The following is a 17,601-nucleotide window of genomic DNA, read 5'->3' as shown; positions in this document are numbered from 1 at the left end:
ATGAGACTGTTAAAGGCATTAAAAGTACGTGCTAAAGTAGCTGTCTTTCCAGGACTTTTTGTTCTTGTTATCGCTATTCTTTTTTGTATTATTCAATGGAGTAATAACAATAGTCGGCATCACTTGAACGAGATCCATAGTGCATATATACCTTATAATGAAATTTGTAACAGTTTGTTAATCGTTCAGGAAAACATGCAACGGTCATTTCAGGATGGGGTGGCTGCTATGGATGAATCTTATATTGATGCAACTATCCAATGGCACGATGAATTCTATTCACTCTGTGATAGTGCAGTACAATTACTTGAAAATGTAGAGAGTGTAAAAATGGATAGCGCTCTTCTTGTACTTGATAAATATTATCCTTTGGCAGTCTCCACCTCTAAGAATATGATAGCTGGTAACATGGGTGAGGAGGTGAGTCGTGATATGGAGTTAATGATCACAGAGCTGAATATATTTAAGCGTTTGTTGAATGAAATGGCGGTTTCGTCAGAAATATTATTACAACAGGCTTTTGAAGAGGCTAATGCGCAATCCTCTAACTTAGCAATGATTATAAATGGGGTATTGCTGTTTAGTTTAACTATTTTTATTACTGTATCTGTAGTTATATCCAGATCTATCGTGAAGGGTTTGAAGTTGTCTATTAATTATCTGCTCAGGTTGGCAAAAGGTGATCTAAATTTTAGAATAGATGATGAGATAACGAGTAGCAAAGACGAAATAGGAGATATTTCCAGGGCCATTAACATGCTTGTGTCAAAGCTTTCTGAAATTATTGTTGGCGTTCAAGAGGAAGCCAATGAAATTAATAAGGTTAGTGGGCATTTGAGTGTTACTTCTGAAAAAATTTCAACAGGGTCTAATGATCAGGCAGCATCGGTAGAGGAAATTTCATCTACGATGGAAGAAATTGCAGCCAATATTGATCAAACATCAGAGTATTCCGTAAAGACTGAAAAACTTGCTGTTTCGTCTGCTGATGATATGCGGCGCGTCAGTGAAGCAGCCCTTAAAAGTTTGAATTCTGTTACTTCTATTGCAGAAAAGATCAATATGATTACTGATATAACTTTTCAGACGAATATTTTGGCTTTAAATGCTGCCGTGGAAGCGGCGAGGGCAGGAGAGCATGGTAGAGGTTTTTCTGTGGTGGCTACAGAAGTACGAAAATTGGCCGAAAGAAGTAAGGTAGCAGCTGATGAAATAGTGGCTCTCGCAAGATTAAGTGTTGAACAAACCACAGACTCCAAAGACCTAACAGAGGGTTCTATACCTCAGATAAAGACTACTGCGGATTGGATTCAGGAAATCACATCGGCCAGCTTAGAACAAAAGAATGGTGTTCGTCAGGTGAATGAAAGCGTTCAGCTTTTGAGTGTGGTGGCACAAGAGAATGCTTTAAGTTCGGAGGAGATGACATCTACCTCTGAAGAATTGAAACATAAAGCAGAGAAGTTTTCAAAATTGATCGGCTATTTTAAGGTCTCGTAGTATATTGAGTGCTTTAATCGGTGTTAAATTTTATTTGCCTACTGGTTAGTGTTTTGCCTAAGTTGTGATGGATCATATTTTGAAAATAAAGTCGATAGGTACCATTGGCTTTGAAAGTGGGGAAATAATGATGCATCAGGGACAAGCACTTGGGAATCAATAGCATAATACAGTAGCGAAAGAGAGGGAGAAGGGAGGGTTCTCCCTCTTATTGGTTATTGTTGGGTATATATTCATGTAATTCGTGCTTAAAATGATACATTTGTTCAAACGAATTTGTGATGTTAAAAATTATTGCCGATAACAAAATTCCTTTTCTGGAGGGTGTACTGGAACCCTATGCCCATATAAGCTATTTACCAGGAGCAAAAACAGATGCCTCTGTTATAAAGGGTGCCGACGCATTAATTACGCGCACACGTACTAAGTGTGATGAAAAAGCTTTATCTGATAGTGGTGTGAAAATGATTGCAACAGCCACGATTGGTTTCGATCATATAGATACTGCTTATTGTGATAAGAATAATATAAAATGGGTCAATGCGCCCGGTTGTAATTCTGGTTCAGTATTGCAATACATAGCGGCTACTATTGCTACACTGACCAGCAAGCTGTGTATAGATGCTACACAACAAACCATCGGTATTATTGGGGTAGGTAATGTGGGTAGTAAAGTGGCTGGTTTTGCCAATAGTATTGGAATGAAAGTGCTCCAGTATGATCCCCCTAGAGCCGAAAAAGAGGGGCGTGAGCAATTTGTTGACTTGCCTGAGTTACTTGCTCAGGCAGATCTGATCACTTTTCATGTACCGCTTCAGCGTACTGGAATATACAAGACTCACCACTTGGGTGATGCCGCTTTTTTTGAGCAATGTAAAAAGAATGCGATTATTATTAACAGTTCCAGAGGAGAGGTAATCAATAATGATGATTTACTAGCTGCTTTAAACAAGCAAACCATTGGTCATGCCGTGCTGGATGTATGGGAAAATGAGCCTGATATTAATAGAGGTTTGTTAGACAAAACAATGATAGCTACTCCTCATATAGCTGGTTATTCAGCCGACGGAAAAGCAAATGGTACTTCCATGAGCGTTCAGGCTATTAGTCGACGTTTTGGATTACCGTTGGAAGACTGGTACCCCAGTAATATTCCTGCACCTGCTCATCCGACCTTACAAATAGATGCACAGGGTATGACAGATCAGCAAGTGTGGTCCAAAGCCATCCTTCATACCTATGAAATATTAGAAGATGATCAACGTTTTAGAAGGGAACCAGCGACCTTTGAATATCTGAGAGGATCATATCCCATTCGTAGAGAATTTCGGGCCTATTGCATTCAGTTAAAAAATGGGTCGGAGAGATTGGTGGAGATGTTGAACAAAATAGGATTCGGGCATGTTGAATTAATTTAAAAAAACTAGATAATATGGCTTAAAACCTTAAATTTGAGCTGATATAAATAATTTACTAAAATGAGCAAAAAAGCAGATATAGGATTGATTGGGTTGGCCGTGATGGGCGAGAACCTGGTTTTAAATATGGAGAGCAAAGGTTACACCGTGGCTGTTTATAATAGAACCACCGAGAAAGTGGATAAATTTGTAAATGGACGTGGTAAAGGAAAGAATTTTGTTGGAACACATTCCATTAAGGAACTGGTGGATTCGCTGGAACGTCCCCGTAAGGTGATGATGTTGGTTAAAGCAGGTAAGCCTGTTGATGCGCTTATAGATCAAATTATTCCTCATCTAGAAAAAGGTGACATTATTATTGATGGTGGTAATTCCCATTTCCCTGATTCCATACGTAGAACTAAATATGTTGAGGAAAAGGGTTTGCTATATGTGGGATCAGGTGTCTCTGGTGGAGAAGAGGGCGCCTTAACGGGACCATCATTGATGCCGGGAGGTTCTCCGGAGGCTTGGCCTTTTATTAAAGATATCTTTCAGAATATATCAGCAAAGGTAGAAAATGATGTTCCCTGCTGCGATTGGGTTGGTCAAGATGGTGCTGGTCATTTTGTGAAGATGGTGCACAACGGTATTGAATATGGCGATATGCAGCTTATTAGCGAAGCATATCATATCATGAAAGATTATGTTGGCTTGTCGCACGACGAGATGCATGATATTTTTGAAGAGTGGAACAAAGGAGATTTAGATAGTTACCTCATTGATATTACGCGTGATATAATGGCTTACCGTGAAAATGGAGAGCCATTGGTTGAGAAAATATTGGATGCTGCTGGACAAAAAGGAACAGGTAAATGGACCGGAATATCAGCATTGGATTTGGGAGTGCCATTGACTTTGATTGGAGAAGCTGTTTTTGCCCGCTGTTTGTCTGCTCAAAAAGAAGAACGAGTGGAAGCAGCCAAAGTGTTGGGGTCTCCCATTAAAAAGTTTCAAGGTGATAAAGCCCAATTTATCAGTTATATTAAAGATGCTTTGTTTGCATCTAAAATTGTATCTTATGCACAAGGTTATGTGTTGATGCGTGAAGCGGCCAAAGAAAATAACTGGGATCTTAATTATGGAGGAATCGCTTTGATGTGGCGTGGTGGTTGTATCATACGTTCTGTGTTCTTGAAGAATATTAAGGATGCATTTGACAACAACCCTGAGTTACCTAACTTATTGCTGGATCCTTATTTTAAAGATAAGGTTGCAAAGGCCTTGGCAGGATGGCGTCAGGTGGTTGGCCAGGCCGTTATGAATGGTATTCCGGTGCCAACTTTTTCCAGTGCCTTGAGTTATTTTGATGGCTATCGTACAGCTAGCCTGCCAGCTAACCTTTTGCAGGCGCAACGTGATTATTTTGGTGCTCATACCTATGAGCGGGTCGATAAACCTAGGGGTGAGTACTTTCATACCAACTGGACTGGTAGAGGTGGTGATACGGCATCTTCTACTTATGATGTGTAAGGTTGGTCTTTGTGAATATTGACTAAAGAATGAATGATGGGCTGTTCATTTTTTGAAGAGCCTTTGTTATGTTCTGATTATAGCTTTGTATATGACAAAAAAAGACCTTGGTTGACTAAATAACCAAGGCCTTTTCATATCTAATTGTCAATCTATTATCCAGCAATATATTTTGCCAACCAATCACCTACCTCTGAGGTTTTATAAGGTTTTTCTTTGTTGATATCTTCGGTTACGATACCTTCTTCCAAAGATTTATTCACGGCTTCACGTACCAATTGAGCTTCTTCCAATAAATCAAGAGATTCCAATAACATAGCTGCAGAAAGAACGGTGGCTACCGGATTGGCGATGTCTTTACCAGCTGCTTGTGGGTAAGAACCATGTATGGGCTCAAATACAGAAGTGTGTACGCCTACCGAAGCTGATGGCAATAAACCAAGAGAACCAGTAATTACAGAAGCTTCATCACTGATGATATCTCCAAACATATTTTCAGTCACTATCACATCAAATTTCTTAGGCCATTGAATCAATTGCATGGCTGCATTGTCTACAAACATATAGTCAACTTCAATGTCTTTATAGGCCGGTTCCATGGCTTGTGCAGTCTCTCTCCATAGGCGTGAGGTAGCTAACACATTTGCTTTGTCAACTACCGTTAAGCGTTTGTCTCTTTTACCAGCATAAGAAAAGGCCAATTTTAAAATGCGTTCAATTTCTTCTGTGGTATATGTGCAGGTATCAAATGCTTTTTTGAGGTCTTCGGAGCGACCTTTCTCGCCAAAATAGATACCACCGGTTAACTCACGAACAACAACCATATCTGCTCCCTCTACAATATCTAGACGCAGGGGGCTCTTGTCCAATAAGGATGGAAAGGTAGCAACAGGACGAATGTTGGCATATAAACCCAGTTTTTTACGCATTGCCAAAAGTCCTTGTTCAGGACGTACTTTCGCCTTGGGGTCATTGTCAAACTTAGGGTCACCGATAGCTCCAAATAAAACCGCATCCGAATTCATACATACTTCATGGGTGGTTTCCGGGTAGGGGTCACCAAGCTGGTCGATGGCAGTAGCTCCTACCAATGCTGGCGAGTATATTATTTCATGGTGGTACTTGGCTGCAATGGCATCCAATACTTTTTGTGCTTGTGTTACTATTTCGGGACCTATCCCATCACCGGCTAATACCGCAATATTTAATTTCATATGTTTATAATTTGTTTCTTAATGGTCATATGGAACTCGCCGTGATAATCATTCACCTGTGTGAGAGATCACTCTCATGGCTGGTTTCATATGTTTAATTTTATTTTATACTCTATTTTTTTAGGGTGAGAAGAAGCTATTTATTCCTTGAATATTGACTCCTATTCTCATTTTGACACTATTTTGCCATTTTTTCTTTCCAGTCGGCTTGCCGTGTCAGGGTACCTTCTTCAATAACATTTAGTACTTTTATGGTGGCTTCTATGGCAGCCTCTGTCTGGTCGGCAGAAAGGCCTCTCGACTTAATTTCGACACCTTTGTAATCCCATGTTATCATTGTTTCTACCAGTGCATCAGTTTTTCCTCCAGGGGGAATACTCACCCAGTAATCTACCAACACAGGATGTACTTTTTTCAGTTTATTGTAAATACGCCATAAGGCCTTCATAAATGCATCATACTGACCATCACCTACGGCCGTTTCGTCATATCGTTTACCATTAATCTCCAGACTAATGGAAGCTAAAGGACGTAAATCATGGGCAAGAGAAAGGTTATAGTTTCTTATTTTGATGGCATCTTTAACAGATGAACTTTTTAATACATCAGAAATAATAAAGGGTAAATCCTCAATGGTAACCATCTCTTTTCTATCACCCAATGCAATGACTCTCTGTGTTACTTTTTTCATGGCCTCAGCATCCAGTTCTATACCGAGTTCCTCCAGGTTCTTTTTAATATTAGCTTTGCCGGAGGTTTTCCCTAAGGCATATTTACGATTTCTGCCAAAGCGTTCAGGCATCAGGTTATTGAAATATAGGTTATCTTTGCTATCGCCATCAGCATGAATACCACTACACTGTGTAAATACATTATATCCTGTAATGGGCTGATTCTCCGGGATTCGTAATCCAGATAGTTGTTCAACGACCTTACTTACCTTAGTGATGTTTGATTCATTGAGCTTATTTTCCAGTTTAAGGTGGTCATTCAAAATACCGATTACACTGGCCAAAGGTGCATTACCTGCTCTTTCTCCCAGGCCGTTTACGGTGGTATGGATACCTTTGATTCCTGTTTTTAATGAGGAAAAAACATTGGCTACGGCCATGTCATAATCGTTATGGGCGTGAAAATCAAAATGGACATCGGGAAAGCGGGTTACCATGTCGGTGCAAAACTGAAAGGTTTGATCAGGATTGAGCACCCCCAAAGTATCCGGCAGCATTATGCGTTTTACATTCATTTTTTGTAATTCACCAATCACGAAATAAACATATTCCGGAGAAGAAATCATTCCATTGCTCCAATCTTCCAGATAAACATTTACCAGCATGTCCATTTTACCAGCTGTTTTCACCAGTTTTTGTACATCTGCCATGTGTTCTTCCGGTGTTTTATGGAGTTGACCTTGTACGTGCTTTAAAGAGCCTTTGGTAAGCAGGTTGATTACTTTTGCTCCGGCATCATGAATCCATTTCAAAGAAATATCTCCATCAACAAACCCCAGTACCTCAATTTTCTCCAGGCAGTTTCTTTTTTTTGCCCACTCAGTAATTCGTTTAACAGCCGCAAATTCACCATCTGATACCCTGGCAGAAGCTACTTCAATCCGATCTACTTTTACTTCTTCAATCAACAGACCGGCCATTGCCAGTTTTTCTTCTTCGTTAAATGAAACTCCGGTGGTTTGTTCCCCATCTCGGAGTGTTGTATCCATTACTTCAATTTTCATGTTTACCTTCATTGAATGATGAACACAGAATTACTGCAGTACAGTGTTTTTTAAATATGTTATCTGTAGCAAATTCTGCTTTTATATAATTAATTGCGGTCAAGATTTATAAAATAACGACATAAACATGTTATTGTTTATGTCGTACATTATTTATCAACCCCTATTTTGCTCGTAAGCTTCTATCTCTTCTTTTGAATTAATCAGATAATCAATGTCGTCATAACCATTTAATAGGCAATTTTTCTTATAGCCATTAATTTCAAAAGACTCGGATTTACCCAATGCTGTGTTGGTAATTGTTTGATCTTTTAAATTTACAATCACCTTATTGTTTTCGTCAGCAGCAAATAACTCAGCCAAGAAACTTTCAGAAACTACTACCGGTAATATACCGTTATTGAGAGAATTGTTTTTAAAGATATCGGCAAAAAAGCTGGATACTACCACTTTAAAGCCGTATCCATGAACGGCCCATGCGGCATGTTCGCGGCTTGATCCTGACCCAAAGTTTTTTCCTGCCACTAACACTTCACCTGAATATTTGGGGTTATTCAATACAAAATCAGGCTTAGGAGATCCATCTTTATTGTACCTCCAGTCAGCAAATAAATTATCGCCAAAGCCTTCTTTGGTGGTTGCTTTTAGGAAACGGGCCGGAATAATTTGGTCGGTATCCACATTCTCAATGGGAAGAGGCACGTATGTTGACTCCAATGTTACAAATTTATCTATTGCCATTTTCTACAGATTTAAAAATTATAAAGTTCGAGGATCAGTTATTACTCCGGTAACAGCACAGGCTGCAGCAGTCAATGGACTTGCCAATAATGTTCTGGAACCAGGTCCCTGACGGCCTTCGAAGTTACGGTTGCTTGTTGCCACCGAATATTTTCCTGCTGGCACCTTATCATCGTTCATAGCCAAACAAGCCGAGCAGCCCGGTTGACGTAATTCAAAACCGGCCTCTTCAAGGATGTCTTTCAGTCCTTCAGCAATGGCTTGATCTTCTACTTGATGTGAACCAGGAACGATCCATGCAGTAAGGCCTTCTGCTTTCTTTTTACCTTTTACGGCGTGTGCAAATGCCCTTAAATCCTCTATGCGTCCATTGGTACAACTACCTACGAAGATCCAATCTACTTTTTTTCCAAGCATCACTTCTCCGGGGGCATAGCCCATGTACTCAAGTGATTTTAAATATGTTTTTTGGGATGATTTTTCAACCTCATCCAATGTTGGAATATTTTGCGTGATACCTACTCCCATTCCTGGGTTTGTGCCATAAGTAATCATGGGTTCGATATCAGCAGCATCAAAGTTGTACACTTTGTCAAATTGAGCATCCTCATCACTTACTAATTTGCGCCACTTAGCAACAGCCTTATCCCACTCTTCACCTTTGGGGGCGTACTCGCGACCTTTTACATATTCAATGGTTTTTTCGTCGGGTGCAATTAATCCACCACGGGCGCCCATCTCAATGCTCATGTTACAAACGGTCATACGGCCTTCCATTGATAAGCTGTGAATGGCTGAACCAGCAAATTCAACAAAGTAACCAGTCCCACCACCGGTTGTTAGTTTAGAAATTACATATAAAACAAGATCTTTAGCTGTGACTCCGTCAGTTAGTTTCCCATCAATATTAATCTTCATGGTTTTAGGACGAGGCTGCATGATACATTGTGTAGAAAGTACCATTTCAACTTCAGATGTTCCTATTCCAAAAGCAATACTACCAAAAGCGCCGTGGGTAGAGGTATGGCTATCTCCACAAACAATGGTCATACCAGGTTGTGTGATACCATTCTCTGGTCCAATTACATGTACAACGCCATTTTTAGGATGTCCCAGACCAAACAGCGTTACCGCATTATCTTCGCAGTTCTTTGTTAAAGTATCCACTTGAAAACGTGAAATCTCATCTGCAATGGGAAGATGCTGGTTGATTGTTGGAATGTTGTGATCAGGTGTAGCAAAGGTGTTTTGCGGTCTGAATACTTTAATTCCTCTTGCCTTTAACCCTGCAAATGCCTGCGGGCTGGTTACTTCATGAACCAAATGGCGGTCGATATACAATACGGAAGGACCATCCTCGATAGTCTTCACTTCGTGCATATCCCAAATCTTGTCGAAAAGTGTTTTCCCTGCCAATTTTCTAATATTTAAAAGTTATTATTTATTTTCTTTTTACTGACTGAAATCAAATAAGGAGATGGATAAGCTATCTTGTACCTCCAGGATGACCTTGTTATCGTCTTATATTATTTTTGAAAGCGCATCCAAATAGGCCCAGACAGAAGCTGTAAGTATGTCCACATTAGCACCGAAGCCATGAACCGTTCTTCCATCTTTGGATAGTTGAATATGTACTTTTCCTATTTCGGAAGATCCTCTGGTAACAGCCTGTACCAGGTATTCTTCTAGTACAGCATCTTCTACTTGAAGCATGGTTTTAATGGCCGAAAAAGCAGCATCCACAGGTCCATTACCGATGGCATTGTGCGTCATGATTGTTCCGTTATGGTTAATGGTAACTGTGGCCGATGGAATGCATGACTTTCCACATATCACTTGAAAATTATCTAATTTCAGGACGCGTTCTTCTTTCTTCTCATGGCCAACCAGTACTTCTATATCTTCATCACTGATATCCTTTTTTGAATCGGCCAATACCAAAAAGTTCTTATAGACATGGTCTAGCTTGTCTTTGTCTAACTTATATCCAAGTACTTCGAGGCGGTGTTTGAGGGCCGCTCTTCCGCTTCGTGCGGTTAGTACAATGCTGGATTCTTTTACCCCTACATCAGCGGGATCTATGATCTCATATGTCTCACGGTTTTTTAGTACACCATCCTGGTGTATACCTGAAGAATGAGCAAATGCGTTACGTCCAACGATGGCTTTGTTGGCCTGAACAGGCATACGCATTAAGGTAGAAACCAACTTACTGGTCTTGATGATTTGCTTGGTGTCAACACCTGTCTCATAGTCGAGGTCTTTGTGGCTACGTAGGGCCATTACTACCTCTTCCAGGGCTGTATTACCAGCTCGTTCTCCCAGTCCATTGAGCGTTACTTCCACTTGTCGGGCACCATTCACTATACCAGCTAAGGTATTTGCGGTGGCCATACCCAAGTCGTTGTGACAGTGCGTTGAGATGATGGCACGATCGATATTGGGTACATGATTTACCAAGTATGCAATTTTTTCGCCGTATTCTTTAGGTAAGCAATATCCTGTTGTGTCGGGTATATTTACCACTGTGGCTCCTGCTGCAATCACAGCTTCAATTACACGTGCTAAATATTCGTTTTCACTACGTCCGGCATCCTCTGCATAAAACTCCACATCATCCACAAACTGACGGGCATATTTGACTGCCGCAACGGCACGTTCTATAATTTCCTCTGGATTAGAGTTTAATTTTTGGTAAATATGATAAGGCGATGTTCCGATACCTGTATGGATACGACCCCTTTTTGCGAATTTAAGGGCCTCGGCAGCCACTTCAATATCTTTTTTAACAGCTCGTGTTAAAGCGCATATAGTGGGATTACTGACCGCCTTTGAAATCTCTACAACCGAATTAAAGTCGCCGGGACTTGAAATTGGAAACCCGGCCTCTATGACGTCAACACCCAGTTTTTCCAGTTGCTTAGCTACTTCTATCTTTTCAATAGTATTTAACTGGCAACCGGGGACCTGCTCCCCATCTCTCAAGGTGGTGTCGAAAATATAAATTTTATTGCTCATAACTTTATTCTAATATTTAATGGCAGAGGCCGGGAAGACCCCTTACCGATATTCATTAAAATGTTTCTATACCTCTAATTTTATTTTCTGTCCTAAGTTTCTTTAGGTATTTTTCGAGAAGTTCGGTTCTTAGCTTGGTAATGGCCACTCTACCAGACCGAATAAATTGAAGTACTCCGTATTTATCTAGCTTAACAAATAGTTCTTGTGTTTCTGCCTTGTGTCCTGTTTTTTGTATCACCGTATATTCTGGTGTTACTTCCATGATTTGGGCTCCATAGTTACGGACGATTTGCTCAATCTCATTTCCATTTAGTAAGGCTTCTGTTGGTACTTTGTATAAAGCAAGCTCTTGGTGAATGATTTCGTCGTTGGTAAATACAAATACCTTGAGTACGTCAATCTTTTTTTCCAGTTGTCCGACCAATTTATCCATTTGTTCGCGTGTGGTGAATACCACAATGGTAAATTTATGAATTCCTTCAAGTGATGATTCTGAGGTGTTTAAACTCTCAATATTGATGCTACGACGGGTAAAGGCTGTAGTTATCTGGTTGAGCAGACCTACGTGGTTTTCGGAAAATATGGTAATTGTGAATTCTTGTTGCATAGTTTCAATCTTTTTTTGGCTGAAATAAAATACTACTCTAAACGTATATCGGATACGGAACTGCCAGCCGGAACCATTGGGAATACATTACCTTCTTTTTCAACTTTCACCTCCAGGAAGAATGGCCCTTCATGTTTGGCCATTTTATCAATGGCTGCATCCAAATTTTCTCTCGAGTCCACTAAGGCACTTTTAATTCCAAAGCCATTGGCAATCATCTGAAAATTAGGGTTCACCAATTCTGTTGATGCATATCGTCCATCAAAGAACAGTTCTTGCCATTGACGTACCATACCTAAGAAGTTGTTGTTCAGTACAATGATTTTTACTGCAGCCTTCGTTTGAAAGATGGTTCCCAACTCTTGAATGGTCATTTGAAAACCACCGTCACCAATAAACACACATACATCGCGATCCGGGGCACCCAGTTTGGCACCTAATGCAGCAGGAAGACCAAAACCCATGGTTCCTAATCCGCCGGATGTGACATTACTTCTGGTCCGTTTAAAGTTAAAGTAGCGTGAGCCCATCATTTGATGTTGCCCCACATCCGTTACTAGAATTGCATCGTCATCAAAGGCTTTGGATACCTTATGAACCACTTCGCCCATGGTTAATCCTTTCTGTGTTGGAAAAACTTCATTGGCAATCACCTTTTCGTTTTCAATTTTATGACAGGCTTTAAACTCCGATAACCATTCAGGATATGCATTTCCATTGACTTCTTTTGTGAGTGCAGGTAATGTATCTTTTACACTTCCTAAAACAGCCACATCTGCCTTTATGATTTTATTCACCTCCGCGGGGTCTATTTCAAGATGTATGACTTTGGCTTGTTTGGCATAGGAGTTAACATCACCAGTAACCCTATCGTCAAATCGCATACCGATGGCAATCAATACATCACATTCGTTGGTTTTTACATTGGGACCATAGTTTCCATGCATGCCTAACATACCCACATTTAATTCGTAGTCTGAGGGCATGGCCGATAGTCCCAACAAGGTCCAGGCTGCCGGAATACCTGTTTTATCTAAAAATGCTTTCAGCTCTTCTTCAGCGTGACCTAGGATTACGCCCTGGCCAATGAGCGCAAGAGGTTTCTTGGCAGAATTGATGATCTCAGCCGCATCCATAATAGAATCCGGTTTTGTGAGTGGAACAGGAGTATAGCTTCTAATATGTTTTACCTTTTGGTAGTTGAATTCCACTTCACCAAACTGAGCATCTTTTGTGATGTCGATCACCACAGGTCCTGGTCGGCCGGTGGCTGCAATATAAAATGCTTTCGCGATAGCCTCAGGTATCTCCTCTGCTGTTTTTACCAAATAATTCCACTTGGTAATAGGTTGGGTGATACCCAGTACATCGATCTCTTGGAAAGCATCAGTGCCCAGCAGGGGTGATGCTACCTGACCAGTGATCACTACCAGTGGGGTAGAATCGATCATTGCATCCGCTATTCCGGTTACCGTATTGGTGGCTCCGGGACCTGAGGTGGCAAAGCAGACGCCCACTTTGCCTGTAACTCGTGCGAATCCTTGGGCTGCATGAACGGCTCCTTGTTCATGGCGAGTGAGTACATGGTTCAGTTTATCTTGATAATCGTAAAGGGCATCATATACTGGCATGATGGCGCCTCCAGGATATCCAAAAATTAAATCCACACCCTCACATAATAATGACCGAAGCACTGCTTCTGAACCGGAAATTCTCTCTTTCGCGTTCTTGTTCTTTTCCATGAGTAATTGGCTTTGTGGTTCCATAATTTTATTAGATTGTTAGTCATCAGATTAAGATATCATAAGCTATTTATATTTTACTTGTATGTTTGATTCTTAAAATATGATGGTCTGTTAATCTCCTTTAATATCTATATTATTCTTACTGCCCCTTTATCGGCAGAACTTACTAAATGTGCATATGCCTTTAAAGCTTTAGAAACCTGTCTCTCACGAGGCTCGGGCATAAATGCATTATTTCCTTTTGCTTCTTCTTTTTTTCTACGGACTGTCAATTCCTCATCGCTGACCAATACGTTGATTGATCGTTGGGGAATATTGATCTCTATTTCATCGCCTGTTTGTACCAATCCAATGTTACCGCCTGCTGCAGCTTCTGGAGATACATGTCCGATTGATAAACCAGATGTTCCGCCCGAAAACCTTCCATCCGTAATCAAAGCACATTTTTCACCTAGGTGACGCGATTTGATGTATGAAGTAGGGTAGAGCATCTCTTGCATACCTGGGCCTCCTTTGGGGCCTTCATATATGATCACAACCACTTCTCCTGCCTTTACTTCTCCCGATAATATACCATCACAAGCGGCATCCTGAGATTGATAGACCCTGGCTTTCCCTTTAAATATAAAAATAGATTCGTCTACACCTGCTGTTTTTACAACACAGCCATCTACTGCAATATTTCCTTTAAGAACAGCTAATCCTCCATCTTTGTTGTAAGCATTTTCAACAGACCGTATGCAACCTCTTTCTCTATCTAGGTCGAGTTGTGCATAATGTGTTTTTTGTGACCCCATTTTTAGGTTGCGAATACCTGCGGGGGCACTGGTGTATATATCTTTTACATCTTCTGGAATAGAAGGCTTGGTTACATCGTATTTGTCAACCGCTTGTTTTAATGTTAAACCATCTACTCTGGATACATTATGGTCTAATAGTCCTGCTCTATCTAATTCTGCCAATATACCTAATATACCTCCTGCGCGGTTTACATCTTCAATGTGGTAATCTGAGTTAGGTGCTACCTTTGATAGTACAGGCGTTTTTCTGGATATCTGATCAATATCATCCATGGTAAAGTTGACACCGGCTTCGTGGGCAATGGCCAGAATATGAAGAACAGTGTTTGTTGAACCTCCCATGGCCACATCCAACGTCATGGCATTTGTAAAGGCTTGAAACGTAGCTATATTACGCGGTAATATGGAAGCATCTCCGTCTCGGTAGTACTTGTAAGTATTTTCTACAATTATTTTGGCAGCTCTCTCAAACAGATGTTTTCGATTGGCATGAGTGGCAACGATTGTTCCATTGCCAGGTAAAGCTAGTCCGATGGCCTCATTTAAGCAGTTCATGGAGTTGGCTGTAAACATGCCTGAGCAAGATCCGCAAGTTGGGCATGCGTTTTCTTCTACGGCACTTACCTCTTCGTCAGAAACGTTATCGTCTGCTGCCATTACCATGGCGTCGACCAAATCAAGTGCCTTATCACCTACTTTTCCTGCTTCCATTGGACCTCCGGAAACAAATATGGCCGGAATATTTAAACGCATGGCAGCCATTAACATGCCGGGGGTAATTTTATCGCAATTACTGATGCATACCATGGCATCGGCACGGTGCGCATTACACATGTATTCAACACTATCGGCGATGACATCGCGTGAAGGTAAAGAGTACAACATACCATCGTGCCCCATGGCTATGCCATCATCCACTGCGATCGTATTAAATTCGGCCGCGAAACAACCTTGGGCTTCAATTAGTTTTTTAACCTCTTGTCCTATCTCGTGCAAATGTACATGACCTGGAACAAATTGGGTAAAGGAATTAACAATCGCAATCATAGGTTTTCCGAATTGTTCTTCTTTAACTCCGTTTGCCCTCCACAAGCTTCGTGCTCCAGCCATCCTTCGGCCTTCTGTTGTTGTCGCACTTCTTAATTTGTGTTTCATATGTTTATAATTTTCTTTCAATGGTCATGGGGCATGCTTAAATTTTGTTGAACATCCCAAATAAAAAAAAGGCCTTCCTCAACATTGTGAGAAAGGCCTATATAAAATATCCTATATGATTATTTTATGCACAGCATCCTCACGTTCGCTTGGTAATGACCAAGAGAATGACGTTAATGAGAATGAGTGATAAAATATAATTCATTTCGTTTTGCTTTTGTTGACACCAACGATTACAAATGTAGCGTTTTTTTTCAATCCTCAAAAAAAATAACGCAATTTTATGCATCTGATCTTACTCTCTTATCGCCACGTTTCAAGCAATTTCGACATTGAATTGTATATTTTTCCATTTTCAAGTGCGTTCCATGCATGTTTATGCAATGTCTTTAAATGCTGTTTAGCGCCCTGATGATGCGGTTTTTAACACATGACAAAAGTCATTTTTATGCAAAAAAGAAAGCTCTTTAATAATGGAATAAATAAACCAATAATTCAAAAAAGTATTATTTTTTTCACCCATCCTTTTCATGAAAAACTCCTATTTTTTTTCAATAGTTTGGATAAATGAAACCCTGTTTCGATCTCATCATCAAAACAGGGTTTGTGTATTCATTGTAACCTTTAGATAATTGCTTTCATGGCGGTCATTGCGTCGCGTAGCTCTGCACCCACCATTTCCACATCGTGGAATCGGATTGCTTCGTTTACTTCTACCAACTCCTTATTGCTAACACTGGCTTGTAGTCCTTCGTTAAAGTTTTTACCAATGACATTGGTTTCTACTTTTTTCATAAAATCAGCCAGTAGTGGTTTGCAAGCATGGTCAAACAGGTAACAGCCATATTCAGCTGTATCTGAAATAACGCGATTCATTTCGAACAGTTTTTTGCGTGCAATAGTATTGGCAATCAAAGGTGTTTCGTGTAATGATTCGTAATATGCGCTTTCTTCTTTGATACCTGCTTCTGTCATTGTTTCAAAGGCCAACTCCACACCTGATTTAACAAAGGCAACCATTAGGGTACCGTTGTCGAAATACTCTTGTTCACTGATCTCAACATCTCCAGCCGGTGTTTTCTCAAATTCAGTTTCGCCTGTTTCGGCTCTCCAACCCAATAGGTTTTTATCTCCATTGGCCCAGTCTTCCATCATGGTAGAAGAAAATGCTCCACTCATAATATCATCCATGTGCTTTTGAAACAGTGGCCGCATAATGACTTTTAGTTCTTCAGCTATTTTAAAAGCTTCTATTTTAGCAGGATTGGATAGACGATCCATCATATTGGTAATACCACCTATTTTTAATGCTTCGGTGATTACTTCCCAGCCGTATTGAATTAATTTGGAGGCATATCCTTTATCGATTCCTTTTTCAACCATTTTGTTGAACGAAAGAATGGAACCTGTCTGCAATAATCCACAGAGTATGGTTTGTTCACCCATTAAATCAGATTTTACCTCAGCAACGAATGAAGAGCGTAAGACCCCGGCTTTGTGCCCACCTGTAGCCACTGCGTATGCTTTTGCTATTTCAAGCCCATCTCCATTGGGATCATTTTCGGGGTGAACGGCTATGAGCGTTGGAACACCAAAGCCTCTTTTGTATTCTTCGCGTACTTCAGAACCAGGTGACTTAGGAGCTACCATAATCACCGTGATGTCTTTTCTTATTTGCATTCCCTCTTCAACAATATTGAAGCCGTGTGAGTATGATAGGGTGGCTCCTTGTTTCATCAATGGCATGACTTCTTTTACCACATTCGTGTGTTGTTTATCTGGTGTAAGGTTTACTACCATGTCGGCCGTTGGAATCATTTCTTCATAGGTGCCAACTGAAAAATTGTTTTCTGTGGCATTTTTCCATGATTGACGTTGCTCTTTGATGGCCGATTCGCGTAATGTGTAGGAAACATCTAATCCTGAATCTCTCATGTTAAGACCCTGGTTAAGACCTTGTGCTCCACAACCAACAATCACTACTTTTTTGCCCTTTAGCTTCTCTACTCCATCGGCAAATTCTGAGCTATCCATGAATTCACATACACCTAGTTGGTTTAATTGTTCACGTAACGGTAATGTATTAAAATAATTAGCCATTTTGATGATTTTTTTATGTAATTTATTTCTTGATATCTAACACTAAATACCTC

General features: G+C 40.4%; 12 protein-coding genes. 3 read left to right on the top strand and 9 right to left on the bottom strand.

Features of this window, described 5'->3' with window-relative positions; all coding sequences use genetic code 11:
* The 3 genes from CYTFE_RS27125 to gnd all read left to right on the top strand — a co-directional run bounded on the left by CYTFE_RS27125 (position 1) and on the right by gnd (position 4,430).
* A complete protein-coding gene (locus tag CYTFE_RS27125) occupies positions 1–1,500 on the top strand; it encodes a methyl-accepting chemotaxis protein (RefSeq protein ID WP_052343277.1) in 1,500 nt (499 codons plus the stop codon).
* A gap of 281 nt (positions 1,501–1,781) precedes the next feature.
* On the top strand, positions 1,782–2,918 hold the full coding sequence (locus CYTFE_RS0117865; protein WP_044212037.1) for a 4-phosphoerythronate dehydrogenase: 1,137 nt from the start codon (positions 1,782–1,784) through the stop codon (positions 2,916–2,918).
* A 60-nt stretch (positions 2,919–2,978) separates the two neighbouring features.
* Positions 2,979–4,430 carry a decarboxylating NADP(+)-dependent phosphogluconate dehydrogenase gene (gnd, locus tag CYTFE_RS0117860; RefSeq protein ID WP_027472922.1) on the top strand — a complete coding sequence of 484 codons (1,452 nt, stop codon included), beginning with the start codon at positions 2,979–2,981 and terminating at the stop codon, positions 4,428–4,430.
* Between the two features lie 155 nt (positions 4,431–4,585).
* Here gnd and leuB read toward each other — a convergent pair whose 3' ends face one another.
* The 9 genes from leuB to ilvC form a co-directional block, all read right to left on the bottom strand.
* Entirely contained in the window at positions 4,586–5,644 is a 1,059-nt protein-coding gene (leuB, locus tag CYTFE_RS0117855) for a 3-isopropylmalate dehydrogenase (protein ID WP_027472921.1), read from the bottom strand.
* Between the two features lie 178 nt (positions 5,645–5,822).
* Positions 5,823–7,379: an alpha-isopropylmalate synthase regulatory domain-containing protein gene (locus CYTFE_RS27120; RefSeq protein WP_081736124.1), complete on the bottom strand. Its 1,557-nt coding sequence runs from the start codon at positions 7,377–7,379 to the stop codon at positions 5,823–5,825.
* A 156-nt stretch (positions 7,380–7,535) separates the two neighbouring features.
* Complete coding sequence (leuD, locus tag CYTFE_RS0117845) at positions 7,536–8,120, bottom strand: 3-isopropylmalate dehydratase small subunit (protein WP_200871196.1); 585 nt, start codon at positions 8,118–8,120, stop codon at positions 7,536–7,538.
* A gap of 18 nt (positions 8,121–8,138) precedes the next feature.
* Positions 8,139–9,536: a 3-isopropylmalate dehydratase large subunit gene (leuC, locus tag CYTFE_RS0117840; RefSeq protein ID WP_027472919.1), complete on the bottom strand. Its 1,398-nt coding sequence runs from the start codon at positions 9,534–9,536 to the stop codon at positions 8,139–8,141.
* Between the two features lie 105 nt (positions 9,537–9,641).
* Positions 9,642–11,138 (bottom strand): 2-isopropylmalate synthase, encoded by a 1,497-nt coding sequence (locus CYTFE_RS0117835; protein ID WP_027472918.1) that lies wholly within the window; start codon positions 11,136–11,138, stop codon positions 9,642–9,644.
* A 55-nt stretch (positions 11,139–11,193) separates the two neighbouring features.
* Positions 11,194–11,748, bottom strand: coding sequence for an acetolactate synthase small subunit (gene ilvN, locus CYTFE_RS0117830; RefSeq protein ID WP_027472917.1), 555 nt, complete (start codon positions 11,746–11,748; stop codon positions 11,194–11,196).
* A gap of 32 nt (positions 11,749–11,780) precedes the next feature.
* Positions 11,781–13,490: a biosynthetic-type acetolactate synthase large subunit gene (gene ilvB, locus CYTFE_RS0117825; RefSeq protein WP_027472916.1), complete on the bottom strand. Its 1,710-nt coding sequence runs from the start codon at positions 13,488–13,490 to the stop codon at positions 11,781–11,783.
* A 131-nt stretch (positions 13,491–13,621) separates the two neighbouring features.
* Positions 13,622–15,448: a dihydroxy-acid dehydratase gene (gene ilvD, locus CYTFE_RS0117820; RefSeq protein WP_027472915.1), complete on the bottom strand. Its 1,827-nt coding sequence runs from the start codon at positions 15,446–15,448 to the stop codon at positions 13,622–13,624.
* 624 nt (positions 15,449–16,072) lie between these two features.
* Positions 16,073–17,548: a ketol-acid reductoisomerase gene (gene ilvC, locus CYTFE_RS0117810; RefSeq protein WP_027472914.1), complete on the bottom strand. Its 1,476-nt coding sequence runs from the start codon at positions 17,546–17,548 to the stop codon at positions 16,073–16,075.
* Positions 17,549–17,601: the final 53 nt, after the last annotated feature.

This window comes from Saccharicrinis fermentans DSM 9555 = JCM 21142 (assembly GCF_000517085.1).
GTDB lineage: Bacteria > Bacteroidota > Bacteroidia > Bacteroidales > Marinilabiliaceae > Saccharicrinis > Saccharicrinis fermentans.
This window is presented reverse-complemented; position numbering and strand designations above follow the sequence as displayed.